The organism is Wolbachia endosymbiont (group A) of Volucella bombylans (assembly GCF_964026965.1).
GTDB classification, from domain to species: domain Bacteria; phylum Pseudomonadota; class Alphaproteobacteria; order Rickettsiales; family Anaplasmataceae; genus Wolbachia; species Wolbachia pipientis.
This window is the reverse complement of record NZ_OZ034717.1, coordinates 1,286,831-1,306,369: the sequence shown is the minus strand read 5'-3', so window position 1 is coordinate 1,306,369 and position 19,539 is coordinate 1,286,831. Positions and strand designations below refer to the sequence as shown.

The window sequence follows — 19,539 nt, the reverse complement described above, 5'->3', positions numbered from 1 at the left end:
GTTATCAGAACATTTAAAACACTTTAAGAAAGCTGCTTAGTTAAATTAACTTAGACAAGTAAATAGCAGTTTTGCAGCCTGTTTTTATGAATGATGATAAAATGTTGTAGCCAAATGCGCTTTCAGCATTGTGCTGAATTGCAATATCTTTGTGCTCTAACTCCTCGTCGCGAAATTTACTTATAGTTTCTCTTAATTCCCCATCTTCTAAATGTGAAACTTGCTCTTTGTAGTGCTCCCCGATAACTTCTTCAACTGCAGCAGTGCAAGCCATAGCAGCTTTTTTGCCCATAATGGCAGTTGCAACGCCAAGCGACACTCCTAAAACACGCCAAACAGGCAACAAAACAGTAGGACGAACTTTTTGCTCTTTGATTTTCTCATTAAAATAGTGAAAATGCTTTTTTTCCTGCTCTTCCATTTCAATTATTTCATTGATTATAGAAGATTTCTTAAGAATAAATTTTTGACCAGAATAAATGCAAATAGCTCCATATTCTCCAGCGTGATCTACTCTAATTGCCTGTTGCAAGAACTGATTGTTGCTGTACCTTAAATTATTTAGATTTCTTTCTTTCTCCACAATACACCTTACCTGATACGAACAGAGCTACTATGAGATAAATTAGATTCCATGTTGCTAAGGAAACACCTAGAACGTAATGAGGTCTGTCACAAGATGGAGAGTAATTAGGATTTAGTAGATTATTTCTGAGCTCTTCTATACTAACGTTACCACTTGCTTGCTCTGTACAACCTAAAACATCATGAAATAAGTGGAGTTCAAGACCTACATGATAAAAAGATATTACTGCACCTATGAGGTAGCTGCAAAACATTGCATAGATTAGAATTTTGTTGTCTTTAAGCATGCACGCTACTGCAAGTAATCCGGCGATATAGTAAACTATTCGCTCGTATGTACATAACTTGCATGGCAGCATGTTGAAAAAATATTCTAGCACATATGCAAAAATTAGAGCAGCGGCACTCGACAGCAGAAAGATTGCAGGAATTCTGGAATTATTACACATAACTTTAAGTAAATTACCCCTGAAAGTATAAAGCAGAGTATTCATTTTACATAGGGATTTTTATTTTTTTTCAAAAGCAATCTAACTGGCACACCGTCTGCAAAGAAATTTTTTCTGAGATCGTTAATTAAATAGCGTTTGTAACTTTCATCAACACTTTCAGGTATGTTACATATCAAAGAAAAAGCTGGAGGTTTAGTACCAATTTGAGCGATATACTTCATTTTAACTGCTTTGCCTTTTACAAGAGGGTGAGAATGTTTTCCTACAGCATCTATGAGCCACTTATTCAGTTTTGCAGTGCTGATCTTCTTGTTCAAGGATTCACTCACTTCAAGACACTTATCTATCACATCACCGCAGCGCATGCCTTTTAACGCAGAAATTGTTATAGTTGACACTTCCAAGAATAACCTGGTTACTTCCTGTTGTTTGACAAATTTTATTAACCTGCTTCTGTCATCCTTACCTATTAAATCCCACTTATTTAAAACAACAATAATCCCTTTCCCTCCCTTAATTGCAGCTTCACCAATTGATAAATCCTGCTGCTCAATACCAACTAGGGAGTCTAGCATTAAAACTACCACATGAGAGCGCTTGATTGATTCCATGCTTTTCTCAACAAATCTTGATTCTAAGCCATCTACAACATTCGCCTTTCTGCGGATTCCGGCAGTGTCAATTAGAGTAATTAACTCTCCATCATGATCATATGTAATATCCACAGAATCACGTGTGGTACCTGGCTCTGAACTTGTTATTAGTCTGTTTTCTGCAAGTAAACCATTTAAAAAAGTTGATTTTCCAACATTCGGACGGCCGATGATCGCGATCCTCAGCCTACTCAGTTCATTGTTAGGTAACTCAGTGTTCTCGTTAAAATTTTCAATAACACCAGCTAATGCATCATAAAGATCAACCATGCCAAGATTATGCTCGGCAGAGATATACACCGGGCCAAGAAAATCAAAAAACTGCAAATAATCAACATTTTCGGATTTATGACTCTCGCATTTATTTGCTACTAGTATTACAGGTTTATTTATTTTTCTCTTCAGCCACTTTGCAAACTCTTCATTTCGCTCATTTTGCACTTTTGCATCAACAAGAAAGAAAATTATGTTTGAATTGGATAAAGAAAATTCGATTTGTTCAATAACTTGTAGTGAAAAATTAGTTTGGTCGTTCCATCCTCCTGTATCTATAACTTTAAACTCCAAATCGCTAATTCTCCCCATTCCCTCTCGCCTATCCCTTGTCACTCCTGGAATGTTACTCACTACTGCTGCTTTTCTTCCTACTAATCTGTTGAATAGGGTCGATTTTCCAGCATTTGGTAGGCCTACTATGGCGATTTTTAGCATAATTCAAGGGCATGTTCTATATGAAGTAAATTATAACCGAAACTTTTCAATTTAACTATTGACTTCGTAGATTATATAAGCATACTACAGTTAGAATTTTTTATTTCGTTATGTAAAATATGGGGTAGTTATGCTAGTGTCAGAGCAAATAGAGAGTGTAGATAGAGAAGAATTAAAGCAACAAAATCATATACATAAAGATACAGAGTGTTCGGAAGAGACGACAATATATGGGCATATTAATCAACATATGGAAAAAAACATCTCAAATACATTGCATGAAATATATGATGCTCTTATGTCATATAACGAATCGGAACAGTCAATGACGTCAACTTAAGAACTTTCATTAGCAAACTCTCCTAAAGACATGATGGCGTTTAGGCTTATCTACTTTATTGCGGCTGTCCCGGTCGGATTTTAACTTTAGCGCGTATACTTAAAAAGGGCTTGAAAGTTTTTTGGTGCAATAAGTACCTGATAGAGTTTCTGTCTCATTACACTAAATAAAACTGAAAAATTTAAACGATACTCAGTAATTTGATCTGGGTTCCAAGGCCCTTGTGCATCACATATATGAAGCGATAATATATTGCACATGACCAAGTTTGCCCAAAATTCTTGTAATACAGCCTCTCCAGAAAAATTCTCTAACTCTGCTCCTACTTTGAGTCGTTTCCTCTATGTGCCACCTTAACACATAAGCTTTGCTCCAAAGTCTCGGTCAAAAACTCTGTTTCTCAGTTGGCTAATGTCAGCACTATAACTCTTACTTTCTGTCCTTTCATTTTATTTTTTAGCTTTTCATTTTCTAATATAAAATCAAAATCTAATTCGCCAGCGTTCCCATAGCTTACTATAATTTCTTTTTTGCAAGCGAAAAATAAAATCTACTTCCAAATCATAATGCTGCTGAATGAATTTTACTGAAGACGATCATAGATAAATAATAATTTCTCTTGATTTAATAAACGCATTTGAGTGATAACTTCGGGTAATTGCTCTGCCGCCAACGTTTGTTCACCTATATTCCAAGCTGCAAGACGAGCACTACAAATCAGCGAAGTACACAAATCAACAAACAAATTGCCAATGGTGCCTGTTGTTCCATTTGGTTCAAACTCGGATACAATTTCCCCAGAGCTGGGTAATCTCATACCAGAACCATCTGCTGCAATAAGTCTATAGCCTCTCCAACTCAGGTTCATCCTGATAGGCTGTTTGGATGCTTAAATTCTTGAAAGCCTGTATGGCAAATCTTATACCTTGCTTTAGAAAAAGCTTGCTTTGAGGGTACATGTCAATGGCTCCATAAGTTCACATTCTATTCCCAAACTTTTTTTAACTAAGAGGTTGTCCGGAAACTAGTAAATTCAAGCATATTCCCTCTTTAACATAACCCTACTCATAGCTAGGTATATGAAATTCTCAGTGGATGTTGTGAGTAAATCATACTCCTTCGATAGCCTTCTATTCCTATTAACCCAAGCAAAAGTCCTTTCTACAACCCATCTTCTTGGCTGTACTTTAAACCCTTGTTCTCTTGTTGGTAGTAGCTCAGGTGGCGTATCTTTGTGCACCCAAAATCTACATGGAGGCCTTGTAACAATTTCAATATCTATGTCATATTCTTCCTTTATGTGATTCTTTAAATTTCTTCCTTGGTATCCCATGTCAGCCCACATTTTTTTAACTTTAGTATATTTTGTTCTCATATTGTTTAATGCTATTTTAATACCATCTCTATCATTTTCGTTAGCAGCGCCTACGTAACAACCTAGTATAAAACCCTGAGTGTCTGTAATTATATGCCTTTTTCTACCCTTTACTTTTTTACTTCCATCATAGCCTTTGATCCCCCCTTTTCTGTAGTCTTTACAGATTGACTATCTACTATACAGGCACTCGGCTGCTCATTCCTTCCTATTTTTCTTCTACTATATTTTGTAATTTCATAATTCATTTTCTCAAAAATTCCCTGCTTCTTCCATTGCCTGAACTGCTCATACACAGTCTTCCATAGCGGAAAATCATTTGGTAAATACCGCCATTGACACCCTGTACGCAATACATAGAAAATTGCTTCTAATATTTCTCTTTTGCTATACTTTGGCGGCCTTCCTCCTTTCTTGTATGATACTCTGAAGTGTTTTTCTATTCTTGCCCATTCCCTTTCGCTTAGATCTGTTGGATACTTTTTTCTCATCTTTACCCCGTACTAAAATTTCAGATATTATAGCCTTTTACTTGTTTCCGGACAACCTCTAATACCAATTCTCATTGTTGTCCAGTCAAATAGGAAACATTGCAGAGTTGTTTAATTGTGGAGCTGGCAAGAGAAGTAATAAATTTGCACAAAGCACCCTCAAGTAGAGCAATTGTATCGTATATTTTATTGCGCAAAATGTTCTGTTTTATATATAACCAAAGCCTCTCAACAGGATTTAGCTCAGGTGAGTATGGAGGTAGGTATATAATGTCGATATTTTTAGGTACCTTTAAATTTTTTGACCTATGCCAACTAGCACAGTCCATAACGAGAAAAGCCTCTCGTGTTTCTAGATATTGCGAAATTTGCTCAAGAAATATGTTCATGCAATCAGTGTTGACATTTGGTGCAAATAAGCTAGAACTCTCTCGATTTCTAGGATTAACTGCACTATAGAGATAGAAATTTTGCCTACCTAATTTTGTTTTAACCTGTGTTCTAATCCCCTTTTTAAACCACCCATGTCCAACTTTTGAATGTGTGCCAAACCATGATTCATCAAAGAAAAATAGCTCTTTTTCTGGATACTTGCTAATAGCTCCATTGAGATTTTTTTTTGAATTCCTCTTGTTTGCTTTTATCTTGTCCATTATGAACTGGTCTTGGTGTAATATATGAGAATTTCATCTTTTGCATATGGCGGTGTACTGTAGATTTGCTGATATTTAATCCGAACTTTTCCTGGATTCTTATTCTCATTTCTTTAATGGTGATATTAGGATTTTCTTCTATCCACTCTTCAATTTGCTGTAGTTGAGCCTGATTTAATTTAGTTTTTCTACGACGTTGTGAAGGAGCAAACAGTTTTTCTTCTCTGCCAATTTTCAAGAGTTTTACCCACGAAGTTAGTGCGCTTCTTGAAATGCAATATATTTTTGCTACAGCCGTTATACTGTACTTTTTTGCTGCAATTACAGCATTTAGTTTTTTTGAAACATATGCATTATTCCTTACTTTCTTCAGCATTTCTTTTGCTGATTCTACTACTTTTTCATCCAATAATTTTGATCTTAATGCCATTTAAACCTCGCTATTTTACTTACTTCAGTATGGCTTTTCTTCCATCATTGTCCATCTGTTTGCCCTGTAATGGGAATTGGTATTAGGTTCTCTAATTGCACATAAGTCAACAATAATTTTCACACAAATCAAAACAGCATATCTTCTCCATAATCCTTGGTAATTTTACATAAGTTAAAAGTAGCATATGGTTCTCTCCGCGGTCTGAGATGACAATAAATTTGTCAAGCCGCATTATACTTGTTAGGCGGAAGTGGACGGCAACATATTTACCACGAAGTCTAACTAAGTTCTTGCTTGTCCCTTCCATCGGCATTGCTATCTTTATTTTCAATAAAATTATTGTCCTATGCTCTTTTGATGTTTATTGATAATAAAATTCTGTTTTATCAACCAACATCCTATGCATAATTATAGCTCTTTTTACAATAATCCGAACAGACCGTAATATGCTACTGGCCTGCTATAGCCATAAACACATATCTTATCGCATTCGGACTATTATAAGAAAGGCTATACAGCTAATTTTCTTGCTACTGCTACAATTGCTTTTTTCATTCCTTTTTTCTTCGCAACCCCAGTTTTTTAATTTAAATGTCCTCTTGGTAACTGTAAGCATTGTTTGTGCAGCTTCATATAACATACTTCTACATTCCGCTGGTCCCATCTTTGATATGCTGCCATGCCGATCAACTTCTCCAGAAGAATATTGCCTTGGTGTCAACCCTATATACCCCAGTTGCGGATTAGCCAACGAAGTAAAGCTTAGAAATGCAGCGGCTGCATGGAATATGAAACAAGCGTAGAAAAAATGTGTACCAAAAAATTTATCGGTGATCTGTGGCGAGTATGCTCAATCTCAAATTTGTTTTTCAGAGAGCCAAAAACTGTCTCAATAATCGATCTTTTTCTTAACAAAATCTTCTCATTTAGCGCCATTAATGAGTTTTTCATACCCTTTTTTATACTGGTTACAAGCTTTAACCCTCTATCGAATAATTCGTGAAAAAGATCTTTTTTGATATATCCTTTATCTCCAAACAATAATCCAGTCAATTTCTTAGTTAAATTTGGCACAGGTATCAACGTTGCCTTTTATCACCGTAACCCCTTGAATTTCGCCAGTTTCATTGATTACTAGATGTACCGAAAAACCACCCATAAGTAGTCTTTCCAATCTTTGCCAACCCTTTGAAAACTTTGTTTCTCGAGGTCCTTTTTGGATGGCAAACAGCGATAGATGTTGCATCTATGTACGAAATCCCTGTCACTTTTGACTGTTCGCAAAACCATTGCATTAAGAGCGCTAAATACCATAAAACCCGCGATTTTAGCCTGATAAACCTACTATAGGATGGCAATTTTGGAAACGCTGATTCGTATAATAATTTCAAATAATGCACATAGAAAATTTTAAAATTGTCGCACTTGATATAGCAATATTATGGTAAAAATCTCTGAATGCGTAATCTCTGGCGTCCTGGTTGGTTTTTTGCCACTTGGTAGAAGTTTTTCTGCAAAATTTTCATCGACTGTATTGCAAAAATCATCGACTATACAAAAGATTTCTGTTACTTTCTCTTTCATTGGTAACCTCCTATTTTAGGAATGAATATCAAATACCTCGGAGTTTACCCTATTTCCTTACCTTTTCTATTTTTTCTAATTTACAACTGGGGTTAGCAGTGCTGTGAGAATGGTTGAAAGCGCAAAAGAAAACCTCTCGGAAGTTAAAAATATACTGGTCGATGCAGGTTATACAGGAGAAAATTTTGCAACTCAAATAAAAACGATTATTGGAGCAACTGTAGAAGTAATAAAACGAAGTGAATTACATTCCTTTGCTGTATTGCCACAAAGATGGGTTGTAGAGCGATCTTTCGCTTGGTTAGAAAAATGCAGACGATTGTGGAAAAATTGCGAGCGAAAACTTAACACTAGCCTACAAATGGTCGTTCTTTCCTTCATTTCTCTTCTATTGAGAAGATTTTAAACAGGTTCTAAATCTTTATTTTAAAAATGTCATATTGACCACCGGTACCTGAAAATACTATTCCAATTGATCAGAGCTATCCATTTCCTTAATTTTTGTAACGTTGTCATAGGAGTACTATAACTTTAGTATCAACTATGTTTTATTGTTTTTGCATCTAAAAAAATTTAGCTTATTCAAGCAGCATTTTGCCTTTTTTTGGATGTAGGGATTTTTTAGGAATTGTCTTCTTGAATTCTATGGTATTTTGTTTAACATTGAAACAAGATTCCAGTGTCAGCTACTTGCATGACATTGTTGGTTAATGTTTTATGGCTTTACGATAGCTATACAACTTATCTTAAAAGCAATATAGTGTTTACTATACAATGAATCAAAGATAGTAAGTAAAGTCTATGGAATTTCAAATCGCTACACATTTTCAACCGGCTGGGGATCAACCACAGGCAATCGATAGCTTAATTGCAGGGCTAAATAGCAATAAAAGAGATCAGGTTTTGCTTGGAGTTACTGGTTCTGGGAAAACTTTTACTATGGCAAATGTTATTGCAAGGACAAACAGGCCTGCATTAATTATGGCACACAATAAAACTTTAGCAGCACAGCTTTATGAGGAAATGAAAGGATTGTTTCCCCATAATGCTGTTGAATACTTCATTTCTTATTATGATTATTATCAACCTGAAGCCTATTTACCACAAACTGATACTTATATCGAAAAAGATTCTGCAATTAACGAAAGAATTGAGATGCTGCGTTATTCCACCGTCTGCTCCCTTTTGGAGCGCAGGGATACGATCGTAGTTGCCAGTGTTTCCTGCATATACGGTCTTGGTTCGCCTGAGAGCTACCGCAGCATGATCATACCGCTTAGTGTTGGAAATAAAATTCGTATTAATGATTTCCTGAGCAACTTAACTGATCTTCAATACAAGCGCTCTGATGCCAGGTTTGAGAGAGGATATTTCAGAGTGCGCGGCGATATTGTTGATATATTTCCTTCCCATTATGAAAATAAAGCTTGGCGTTTATCGTTATTTGGCGATGAAATAGAAGAAATTTCTGAAGTTGATGCTATAACGGGCAATGTTACCAAAGGCGTAAATAAAATCACCATTTTTCCAAATAGCTATTACATAACCCCGCGTGAGGCTTTGTTGCAGGCAATTGAACTAGTCAAAAAAGAGCTGCATGAACGCTTGGATTATTACTACTCGCAAAACAAGATTGTTGAAGCAAAGCGCCTCGAGCAACGCACTAATTTTGATATCGAAATGATGAGAACAACAGGAATATGTAAAGGTATTGAAAATTATTCGCGTTATCTCTATGGAATGGAAGCTGGGGATCCACCGCCTACTTTGTTTGAATATTTACCCAAAGAAGTAATTTTATTTGTTGATGAGAGTCATGTCACCGTTCCTCAGGTTGGTGCGATGTACAGTGGTAATGAGGCGCGTAAAAAGAAATTGATTGACTATGGCTTCAGGCTCCCTTCCGCTTTTGATAATCGTCCATTAAAATTTGAAGAGTGGGAGGGAGTTAGGCCGCAGACTGTTTACATTTCAGCCACTCCAGGAAAGTATGAGTTGGCAAAGACCAGTAATGTATTTATAGAGCAAGTTATCCGTCCAACAGGGCTTACGGACCCAATCTGCATTGTAAAACCAATAGAGAGTCAAATTGATGATGTAATTCATGAGGCACAAGTGACAATAGGGAAGGGATTTTGTGTTTTAATCACTACATTGACGAAAAAAATGGCTGAAAATTTAGCTGAATATATGAGTGAATTGAATATGAAAGTGAGTTATTTGCATTCTGATATTGGTGCGCTGGAGAGAATAGAAATTATATGTAAATTAAGATCTAAAGAAATCGATGTTTTAGTAGGTGTTAACTTGCTGAGGGAAGGTCTTGATATTCCAGAGTGTGGGTTGGTTGCAATTTTGGATGCTGATAAAGAAGGATTTTTGCGATCGGAAACTTCATTAATTCAAACGATCGGTCGTGCTGCGCGTAATGCTGAAGGTAGAGTAATTTTGTATGCAGATAAAATCACTGGTTCTCTGGATCGTGCGTTAAAAGAGACCGAAAGAAGAAGAAAAAAACAAGAAGAACATAATATATTGCACAATATTGTCCCAAAGACTATAATAAAACCTATATCAAACACCTTACAGGAGAGGGCAATAGCAGAACCGAAAGTAAATACTAATAAGGATGATTTGAGAAAGCAAATGATAGAGCATGCTGAAAATTTAGAATTTGAAGAAGCAGCAAGAATAAAAAAATTATTGTAAGGTTAAATAACACATGATGTAATGTGCATAGTATAAAAATGTAAATAATTTGTATCCGTTCAGGAGAGTGGTTTAAGAAACAATAGATAGGAGATTTTGGAAAGGATTGAGACCCCTTTGTTTCCAAGTTAAGTATAATGAAATTATCCGCTCAAGGAATGTATTTCCCCGCTTTGATTGTGTAAAATATGAGTTTTTGCGATAAACGACATAATGCCGAATTTGCCGTTCAGCGTGGTTATTTGTCAGCGGAATATTTTCTGGGTCATCTAAAAATTTCCACATCATTCTTTCAGATCTCAGAACATTTTTTGCAACTCGAGAGGCTCCAATTGCTTCAGGTAAACGAGATATCTCCTTCAAGTAATACTTTGTACGTTTTCTTAATTTTCTGGCACGTCTGACAAACCTCAAAACATCTATCTCACTTTTTAGTAAAGCTTTTTTTAGTGCAAATAATTCAGTGGCCACGTTTCTCAAGTAACAACCCAGAACTTTAACTTCAATATTCCAACTATGTGCTAATCTTTCAAAATCTCTTGATAAATGTGCCCAACAGATTTGCCTGTTTTTATCGGCAAAATAATTGTATGCTGCATACCTGTCAGTTATTACCAAGCTATTGCGATTGCAGAATTTACTATTTTGTAAAACTTTCATTCCTCTTGACTCTGTAAATTTTACAAAACTTGCCGTATTGCTTGCAAACATCCAACACCAAGCGAGTTTACCTTTGTTATAATGGCTCGTTTCATCAATATGTAGAACTTTACTCCTACTTATCTCTTGTTCGATCTGCTCATACATTTTTTTGCATTTTGAAGCAACTCTATGTTCACTATTTGATATGCTACCGACGCTTATGTTCAAATTGAAGATATCATTTACGACACTCGCTATTTCGCGTTTTGAATTTTTGTAGAATCCGCTGAACGCTGCAATTATTGACTTAACCCTTGGACCAAATGTATCTGGCGTAACACCTTCCGGTAACTTGCTACTTCTTCTCTTTCCGCATCTCCGACAACGGCCATGTTCTAACTGATATTCCACTACATAAGGCTTGATTTCTGGAAGATCAACTTTCTGATGAATATATGGTTTTTCACATATTGCAATTTCTCCTCCGCATTCGCAAGTATTAGGCAACTCTATCTTTACTACTTTATCTGCATCCATGTTGGCGCGAAAACTTCCTTTATGACCAACCTGACCGCCAATATTCCTTTCGCTTTTCGGCTTATTCTTTTTTATTTTATACAACTCTTTGGAACTTGGTATTGATGAATTTTTTGAGCTTAAACCGAGTCTTTCTCTTAACTCAGCATTTTCTATCTTTAAAGCCTTATTTTCTGCTTTTAAACTTTCATTCTCTTTTTCCAATCTTTCTATTTTTGCTTCTAACCTTTCTATTTTTTGCTGTAAATTTTTGCAAAGTTCTAAAAGGTTTACCATATTATTTCACTTTTGCTCTATGATTATCTTTTTAGATCACCTTGTCTACCTTATTCTGCCACTCCGCTGAACGGATACAATAATTTTATTGATATCTTTATATTAATACTTTTTAAATATTTAGTACCGTGCAATATCTGCAATGGATGAGAAAAATTAACACCAGTGCTTTCAGGGTCAGGGATTTTGGCTCCAACCCTAATAAAACACTTGGGTGGATATCTAAAAACCTAAATTTATTTTCTCAAAGCCTCTGATACAGGCTCTACCTCACACTCTTTAACCTCTGAAGGGACACTTTCCTTTGAAGGGACACTTCCCTTATGTTGCGCAGCAGGAGAACCCATAGAACAAAAACCACTATCTCTATCAACTTTTTTAGAACTAGAGTTATCAGGTGACGATAACTGTGCTTCTGCAAGTCGCCGTAACTGTGATTCTTCACTCTCACATAGAGATCTGCTTAGCTCCCTTTTCCCCTCAGGAGTACGCGTCAAATATAAATGCTGCTCCTTCCCAGGGGAGAAAGAGTTGGAGTCTAGCTTCTTTTGTTCCTCAGGAGAAAGAAATGGGTGTAGTTCCTCTCTCTGATCAGGATTAAGACGTTGTTGCCACTCTGATCCACCTTCATGCGTAGGAGAAGTCACTTCTGAGGGTGGATTACTTTCTGCTCTTATTCTACCTGGGAATGAAGAAGATGACTTAGACACAGGTGGTTTTTCAGTTACAGGAGTTACAGGAGCACTTACACTCGAAGATATCGAACACACCGAACTACGTTCTCTGTTATTTCGCTCAAGAGAAGGTAGCACATTGCCTTTTAGTTTTGACCACACACTACCTATAAACGAATTACTACACAAAGGACCACCCCCATGTTTCTTCTCCGGAGATTCACTCTCTTGTGACTTTGCTTCAGAACACTCATCACTACTTTTTCGATCACTTTTATCAGTAACTTGCTGTTTTTCAGGTTCCTCATTAGAAACCCCAGGATTTAAGAATATTGAATTATCCCATGCTCTAGGAGAAGGAATCGATGATGGCCTATATCTCACTTGCTGACCCCGAATCTCTATTAGCATACTTTCATAAGCACCTAAAGATAGCTGTGATTGATCACAAGTGGATTGACTTGGATCTATTTCCCCCAGCACCCCCCGAAAAGGCTCTGTTTCTTCCTCTTTTTTTGATCTTCGCCTGGGATGCTTCTCTAACCCTTCACCACGACTTCGCTTGGGAAACTCCCGTGTCGGTGATGCTTCAGCTAATAGCGTTCGAGGAAGCTCATGGTCAATGGACAGTTCATGTTTTGCATTGATTACAGAGCTTTCTATAATTTTAGTTATCATACAGTGAGAAATTTCTTTATTAGAAAAGTCTATGCCATATACCCCACTGCTTCCATTTACTTTGAATGTTGCTTGAGTTTTATCACTCATATCATCAAGTACAGGATTATTAAATTTATGATTTATATCACGTGCTTCTTCCTTTGTTAAAAACCTAGTTCCTCTATTACTTAGTATAACAGGTATAAGAATTGAGGTTTCCTCTCTATTCAAAGGAGAGGCACACAAAAAGGCACTTGTCACCACACGTGTTGATGGATCAAGAACTTCTATTATCAAATCTTTAAATGCCCTTACATCACTACGACTTTTGCTATCAGCTTGAAGATCACGGCCTATAAGCCATGCGGCACGCCGTGTTACACTATCAATAAAACGAGCGTCATCAAAAACGTCCCTGATATATACACTATTGTCTCCACCCCCCAGAGGGTTCTTAGGAGCATTCTCATATCTTTCCCTCATCCTTGATAAAAACTCACGCTCAAATTCCTTGCGTAATTTTTTATTAGGAAATTTAGAATGACACAAATATTTTTCCTTGTTGAATGAGTTAGTAACTATGCTACAAGTTGGCATATCTTCTAAAACATCCTTTACAAGTGAAGAAGCCAAATGAGACTTCAAATTAAAAATTACACCTTGATCTATAGGTGCTACAAACTCAATCCTACCTTGTTTACCTACAGACCAGTCTCCTTTATAGTCGTTAAATGGAAAAGATTTAACATCAAAAATTAACTTGGCTGTATTTAACACTACCTCATCCGTATCTCCTTCTTCAATACCGTAGAACTCACCTACTATCTTCCTTTTTATATTGTAAAGATATTCGCTACACTGATAATCCTCCATACCTTTATCAAATGAGACTACGATACAGTCCTTCCCGTACCTGCTTTGCAGCGTAAAATTAGTTTTAACTGTATTACGAGCATAATTATGTACATTAAAAGCACTAACCAATGCTCTTACTGTTTTTGTATTAGGCATACCAACCTCCCCATTTTTAAATTACAACAGCTACTCTTTACTTAACGTCTAGGACCACCGGGATTATTTTTTTGCTCAGACTGACGCCTCCTTTCTTCTATCTCCTTGGCTTTTTCACGATGATCATCAAGCCTTGCTCCTTTAACTCCCAGCAATTGTCCACCACCTGGTCCCTTATTCCGCTCATCCCATTCTTTTTCTCCCTTGAACCTTTCCTTACCATTATCATTTAGCATATTGCCCTCCAGTAAAAATATTATGTAATTAATATACTAAAAATAAAATTAAGTGCAAGCACTTTTTTATATTTTTTTTTAAAAAATTTTATTCACTCTTTTTCATAAAATTCAGTTTTCTAGATTCCAGCGTCACGCGCTGGAATGACAAGAAAGAGGTACCAAAAAGAGTAAAATTCCTTTTTCTTGTCGCCTTAGTAGCCATTCTAACATAGAATGGCATCCCAACTAAGAAGGGTGTCATCCCAGTGCCCAGACACTGGGATCTAGTCTTTTTGTCATCTAAAGCTACACTAGTATCCCCTTGATGGTGCTCTTTCTGGTGCCTTTCCCATTGAATCCACATGATTATTAACTTTTACATTACTACATTCGCTTGCTGGCTGAGCATTACTTACAGAACCTTCATTCTCAGCATCATTCCAAACACCAACTGTAAAATCGTATTCATAATCAGCAACAGAACTTTTGACAGATTGATTCGGAGCTCTTCTGTTAGCTTGATTAGATTGCTCTGGGACTTCTCTGTTAGAAGCAGATTCCCGAGCAGATTGTCCTGAAGCACTTCCGCTAGGAATAGAACTCTCAGCAGATTGATTCGAAGCTTCTTTGCTGGAAATAGAGCTTTGAGCAGGCCGGCTTGGAGTGCTTCCGTGGGTCTCTAGGTTTTTTCTTATTTGCCAATCACTATCGCATCTTTGCACTCTCCGATTTTGTACCTTCCCCGTCGTATTCGTTGCAGTCTTTGGATCAGGTGGACACACCCCTTTCTTCGGCTTCGCTTTTTTGTCTTCTTTATTTACTTCTTGTTTTGGCAAATTCTCAATATCCTCCTTACCTCTATCATGTGTTTGCACAAAAGGCACTCGATCTTTCAGAGAATTCGACAAAAGATCAAGCTCTGGTTTGCTCAGAGGAATTGGCCTTACAAATCCTGGTGAAATTTCAAAAAGGAAAACTGGCACTTTAGGCTTTTCTCTTTCATCTACCTTGATTTCTACGTCTTTATGAACTTCTTTAATTGCTTCTTCCTTTAATGATGTTTTTTCTGCTTTTTTATCTTCTTTTTCTGTAGATGCCTCTACCGCAGCCGCCAACTCAACTCCAAACATTTCTGCGAACATTGTAACAATCCATCCGACAACAGCCATTTGTAACCTGAGTTTCAGATCTTGCAATGCAGTTAATCTTTCTAACGCCCTTGCAAACTCTTCTTCTGATAACTCACCACTGCCTAATTTCTCTTGTAATTCTTTTATCTCTTTGTCCAACCTCTGATCGAAACTTAAATCGCGTGCAAAAATCTTCTTGATTAACTCCTTAAGCTTATCACGCAAAAACTTAATTATCGAAAGAAGCCAATTTTTTTCTTTCTTCTCCTTGAGCATTTGGTAGATTTTCGGATCATCTACATCTACTTCAAAAAGGTTGAAGAGAGATTCAAAGAAATTCCAGAAATCTCCGAGTACTCTTCCTTTTTCACCAGTGAAGTAATCCTCATCATCACCTTTTCCGATATGTAGCTCTGCTTGAGATGATATTTCATCGATACAACTAGAAGCCTGACGCTCACACTCGAGCCTCCTGAGCAAATCTTGTATGGTGAGCTCCTCTATGGCTGCTTTTAGTTCATTTGACTTCTGCTCTGCAGAGAAATCTTGCTCCCTGATTTTTCCTTGGAAGATCGAGCTACCGTTTCCGTTATTATCTGAAAAATTTTCCATTATTTTTGCTCCCTCAATAAAATTACTATCTTTATTATTATCTGAAAAGCTTTCCACCATTTTTACTTCCTTCATAAAACTTAATAATTTAATTCTACAGTACTAAATATTTAAGAACTATTAATGTAAAGATGTCAATAAAATTATTTACATTTTTACACTATATATATATTATATCATGTGCTATTTAACCTTTCAATAATATTTTTTATTTTTACTGCTTCTTCAAACTCTAGCATGCGCTTTTCTTAAATTATCCTTATTAATATTTGCTTTTGCCTCTATCCCACTTTTTCTTGTAAAGTATTTGATATAGATTTTATTATACTCTTTGGCATAACATTTGCAACATACTTTACCTATAAATGGAAATTATTATACTTGCAGCTAGACACAATTTGAAATAATTTACACTATAAAGTTAAGGAACGAGATCCCAGATACAAGATACAAGTGTCTGGGCACTGGGATGACAGGAGGGGGGGTTGGAATGACACCAGTATGGTTATTAATTGAATAAATAACCTCCTTATTTTCAGAAATCATTGGCAAACAAATGTGATGCCATATGTTTTTTGGCTTAGATAAGAGGTGCCCAGTTAAGTCTTCCAGGTGGAGCCTATGCATCACAAGCACAATTACTCCTTTTTTTCTATCGTTGAGTCTCGTTACTAAAGTCTGATCGAACCAGTTTGTGGCACGTTTTCTAAATGTTTCACTCAAAGTTTGAGCAGGGTTAAGCGGATCATCCACAATAATAAAGTCACCACCTTCACCGGTTAATGTTCCTCCAACTGATGTTGCGATTCTAAATCCTCTCTGCACTGTTTGGAATTTATATTTAGTGTTCTGGTCTTTGGATAGTTCTACCTCTGGAAATAGTTCTTTATACCAATCAGATTGCATTATGCACCTGGTATCGAGCGAATGTTTTTCACTAAGCAACTTAGAATAACTTGCAACTATTATTCTTGCAGTTGGCTGATTTCCCAGTATCCATGCGGGCCACGCAACACTCATACATATGGACTTCATTGAACGCGGAGGCATATTGAATATTATGCGCCTTACTTCGCCAGCATTCGCTGCTTCCAGCCTGTCTGCTATGACTTTTATGTACTGATAATCATTATACTCACATCCCGGCACCACTGTTTGAAAGCACAGTTCAATGAATTTTAGAAAGTTCATGTTAGACCTCCTATAGTATCACCCAAGTAACCCCTATGGTGTTATCCAAGTGGCCGACACTGGTTCCTTTATGACGGCGTCATGCAAGTAGCTGACACTGGAATGACATCCTTTGATTTTTTATATGGTTATGCAAGAAATCTAGTGTAGATTTTTATTTATTTTATAAGATTGAAGTGTTACAGTAGCGAGCTTACAACACTACTGTTTTGTAAATTTAGTGAATAAAATTACTTCTTTAACTTTATTGAAGCGAAAAATTGATTTCCATTGCGGTAAATGAGCAACATTATTGAATCTTTACCGTTTTTCTTTACTGCTAAATCAACTTGTTTTTGAAAATCGTTAGTATTTTCTATATCAGTTCCATCCAATTGGATAATGATGTCCCCTTTTTTAATACCACGCAGCGTGGCATTACTGTTACTATCTACATTGGTAACTATCACACCTTTTGTAGGTACATTATTTTTACTTTCTTTTGATTCTTTTGGCAGATTTGAAACAGTTAAACCGGTTACATAATCAGATGTTGATTTATTTTCTTCTTGATTGTTATCTTGGCCATCATTTGTAGATTCTCCGATCACAACTTTAATATTAACCTCTTTGCTCTTTCTAAGTAACTTAACTTGCACTTTTTTCTCAGGTCCAGCTCTTGAAACCATTTGAGGTAATTGTGTCATTCTATCGATTTTTTTACCGTCAAATTCTAATAATATATCACCTACTTTAATCCCACCTTTTTCTGCAGGACTATCCTTTACTATACTTGCAACCAATGCGCCTTTTATATCTTTTAAACCCAAGGACTCAGCAAATTCTTTCGTTATAGGCTGAACTTGCACACCAAGCCAACCATGTTTTATTTTTTTGCCACTTTTTAATGTGTCAATAATTGACATAGCTAAATTAGATGGTATGGCAAAACCTATACCCACGTTGCCGCCAGACTCAGATGGAGAATAGATAGCAGTATTAATACCTATAACTTTTCCATTTAAATCAAATAACGGTCCTCCAGAGTTACCCCTATTAATTGCAGCATCAGTTTGAATAAATTCATTCATAGTGCCAATACTAATGTCCCTGGACCTTGCAGATATAATTCCTGTGCTTACAGAGCCACCCAAACCAAATGGGTTACCTATTGCCATAACCGTATCACCAACCCTTGCTTTATCAGAATCACCAAATGCAACAGAAGAAAGATCTTTATCAGAATTAATCTTAAGCACAGCAAGATCAGTTCTTGCATCATAGCCTAAAACTTCTGCTTTGAAATAAGTATTATCGTTCATAGTAACTGTGATATCTTTGGCGTTTTTAATAACGTGATAATTGGTTACTATAGTTCCACCTTTATCTATAATAAACCCAGAACCAAGCAACACCACCTCTTTGTTAACACTAGGGCCCCTATCCATAAAAAACTGATCAAAATGCTCAAAAAACTCTCTAAAATCATCAAAAAAATTATTTCCTGGCATAGATGGAACTCTAGTTCTGCTGTTATTTTCTTGTTTGATGATTTGTTCGCTTGAAATATTTACAACCGCAGGAATGAGTTCTTCCACTAAATCGGCAAGTCCTTGATTACAGTTGCATGCAGTAGTGCTAGCATCAACGACCTTTTTTGCATTCCAATCAAACATATTAGCATACGAAGAAAACGCAATTAGAAAATATGCAAATATAGATAAAATAAATGCCTTACTTTTCATAAATTATTTCCATCCTTTATTTAAAATATCTAAAAAGTTATTGTTTGGTGAAAGTACAAATTTAGTATTATTTTCGGCAAATGATTTACTGTAAGCGCTCATAGAGCGATAAAAGTTAAAGAACTCTTCATCAACCTTAAATGCCTCATTATAAATTCTAGTTGCTTCAGCATAACCACGGCCCCTTATTTCGTACGATTCTTTTACTGCACTGGAGATAATTTCCCTTTTTAATTTATCAGCTTTTGATCTAACTTCCTGCCCAGCTTGCTCTCCTTCTGCTCTGATTTCTTTTGCTTCTTTTTCCCTTTCAGTTTGCATACGGCGAAATATTGCAGAACTATTTTCTTCTGGTAAATCTGCTCTCTTAATTCTTACGTCTATTATTTCTATGCCAAATTTTTCAGCTTCAGAATAAACTCCACGCTGAATCAATTGCATAACCTCTGATCTTTTTTCATTCAACAAGCTAATCAACGAAAATCTGCCTATATTTTCTCTTATGTGAGCTTCTATAACCGGATATAATCTTCTAACCAGACCTGATTCATTCCTCACAGCCTGGTAAAAAGTAACAGGATTTGTTATTTTATATTTTGCATACGCATCTACTATAATACGTTTTTGATCCGCTGTTATCACTTCCCTTGGGATCTTATCAGGACTTAAATCTAAAACTCTTTTATCAAGAAACTCTACACTATTTATGAATGGTAACTTAAAATATAAGCCACTTTCCCTAACATCCCTTACAACTTTACCCAGTTGTATAACTATTGCTTGCTTTGTTTCTTGCACAACAAATATTGAATTAGATAAAACAATCAATAAAACAACAAATACAGAAACAAAAACAATTTTAATATTACTACTCATGG

At 36.2% G+C, this 19,539-nt stretch carries 13 protein-coding genes and 5 pseudogenes; 3 read left to right on the top strand and 15 right to left on the bottom strand.

What is annotated here, in order from left to right; genetic code table 11:
* Positions 1–40: 40 nt before the first annotated feature.
* From AAGD51_RS06600 to der, 3 genes are read right to left on the bottom strand one after another with little or no spacing between them, the layout of a single operon-like run.
* Entirely contained in the window at positions 41–583 is a 543-nt protein-coding gene (locus AAGD51_RS06600; protein WP_006279362.1) for a demethoxyubiquinone hydroxylase family protein, read from the bottom strand.
* Positions 558–1,079, bottom strand: a complete 522-nt coding sequence (locus AAGD51_RS06595) for a disulfide bond formation protein B (protein ID WP_077188363.1) — start codon at positions 1,077–1,079, stop codon at positions 558–560. Before AAGD51_RS06595 ends, AAGD51_RS06600 begins: the two co-directional genes overlap by 26 nt.
* Complete coding sequence (gene der / locus AAGD51_RS06590; protein WP_236515125.1) at positions 1,076–2,401, bottom strand: ribosome biogenesis GTPase Der; 1,326 nt, start codon at positions 2,399–2,401, stop codon at positions 1,076–1,078. The genes AAGD51_RS06595 and der overlap by 4 nt, the downstream gene beginning before the upstream one ends.
* Positions 2,402–2,531: 130 nt before the next feature.
* Here der and AAGD51_RS06585 point away from each other — a divergent pair, with 130 nt between their 5' ends.
* Positions 2,532–2,741, top strand: a complete 210-nt coding sequence (locus AAGD51_RS06585) for a hypothetical protein (protein WP_015589377.1) — start codon at positions 2,532–2,534, stop codon at positions 2,739–2,741.
* A 9-nt stretch (positions 2,742–2,750) separates the two neighbouring features.
* Here the strand turns inward: AAGD51_RS06585 and AAGD51_RS06580 are convergent.
* The 5 genes and pseudogenes from AAGD51_RS06580 to AAGD51_RS06560 form a co-directional block, all read right to left on the bottom strand.
* Positions 2,751–3,750 (bottom strand): annotated as a pseudogene (locus tag AAGD51_RS06580) (transposase); the annotation flags it as partial.
* Positions 3,751–3,774: 24 nt separating this feature from the next.
* Positions 3,775–4,607, bottom strand: a pseudogene (locus tag AAGD51_RS06575) (IS5 family transposase).
* Positions 4,608–4,678: 71 nt separating this feature from the next.
* Positions 4,679–5,690 (bottom strand): IS630 family transposase gene (locus AAGD51_RS06570; protein ID WP_236514338.1). Its coding sequence is split into 2 segments (ribosomal slippage): positions 4,679–5,227 and positions 5,229–5,690, totalling 1,011 coding nucleotides; the frame shifts between segments, so codons are not numbered across the junction.
* 484 nt (positions 5,691–6,174) lie between these two features.
* A complete protein-coding gene (locus AAGD51_RS06565; RefSeq protein WP_265040772.1) occupies positions 6,175–6,414 on the bottom strand; it encodes an IS110 family transposase in 240 nt (79 codons plus the stop codon).
* Between the two features lie 41 nt (positions 6,415–6,455).
* Positions 6,456–7,277: pseudogene (locus AAGD51_RS06560) on the bottom strand (IS982 family transposase).
* Between the two features lie 133 nt (positions 7,278–7,410).
* Here AAGD51_RS06560 and AAGD51_RS06555 point away from each other — a divergent pair.
* A pseudogene (locus tag AAGD51_RS06555) lies at positions 7,411–7,683 on the top strand (transposase); the annotation flags it as partial.
* Positions 7,684–8,078: 395 nt separating this feature from the next.
* Positions 8,079–9,986, top strand: coding sequence for an excinuclease ABC subunit UvrB (gene uvrB / locus AAGD51_RS06550; RefSeq protein ID WP_236515154.1), 1,908 nt, complete (start codon positions 8,079–8,081; stop codon positions 9,984–9,986).
* A 72-nt stretch (positions 9,987–10,058) separates the two neighbouring features.
* Here the strand turns inward: uvrB and AAGD51_RS06545 are convergent, their stop codons facing one another.
* From AAGD51_RS06545 to hflC, 7 genes and pseudogenes are all read right to left on the bottom strand, one after another.
* Entirely contained in the window at positions 10,059–11,441 is a 1,383-nt protein-coding gene (locus tag AAGD51_RS06545; protein ID WP_007548562.1) for an IS66-like element ISWen3 family transposase, read from the bottom strand.
* A gap of 236 nt (positions 11,442–11,677) precedes the next feature.
* Entirely contained in the window at positions 11,678–13,786 is a 2,109-nt protein-coding gene (locus AAGD51_RS06540; protein ID WP_341810448.1) for a hypothetical protein, read from the bottom strand.
* A gap of 41 nt (positions 13,787–13,827) precedes the next feature.
* Positions 13,828–14,022, bottom strand: a complete 195-nt coding sequence (locus AAGD51_RS06535) for a hypothetical protein (protein WP_341810447.1) — start codon at positions 14,020–14,022, stop codon at positions 13,828–13,830.
* A gap of 293 nt (positions 14,023–14,315) precedes the next feature.
* Positions 14,316–15,821, bottom strand: a complete 1,506-nt coding sequence (locus AAGD51_RS06530; protein WP_341810446.1) for a hypothetical protein — start codon at positions 15,819–15,821, stop codon at positions 14,316–14,318.
* A 387-nt stretch (positions 15,822–16,208) separates the two neighbouring features.
* Positions 16,209–16,937 (bottom strand): annotated as a pseudogene (locus tag AAGD51_RS06525) (hypothetical protein); the annotation flags it as partial.
* Between the two features lie 230 nt (positions 16,938–17,167).
* Positions 17,168–18,661 carry a DegQ family serine endoprotease gene (locus AAGD51_RS06520; RefSeq protein ID WP_077188355.1) on the bottom strand — a complete coding sequence of 498 codons (1,494 nt, stop codon included), beginning with the start codon at positions 18,659–18,661 and terminating at the stop codon, positions 17,168–17,170.
* A 3-nt stretch (positions 18,662–18,664) separates the two neighbouring features.
* A complete protein-coding gene (gene hflC, locus AAGD51_RS06515; RefSeq protein WP_012673275.1) occupies positions 18,665–19,537 on the bottom strand; it encodes a protease modulator HflC in 873 nt (290 codons plus the stop codon).
* Between the last annotated feature and the right edge of the window lie 2 nt (positions 19,538–19,539).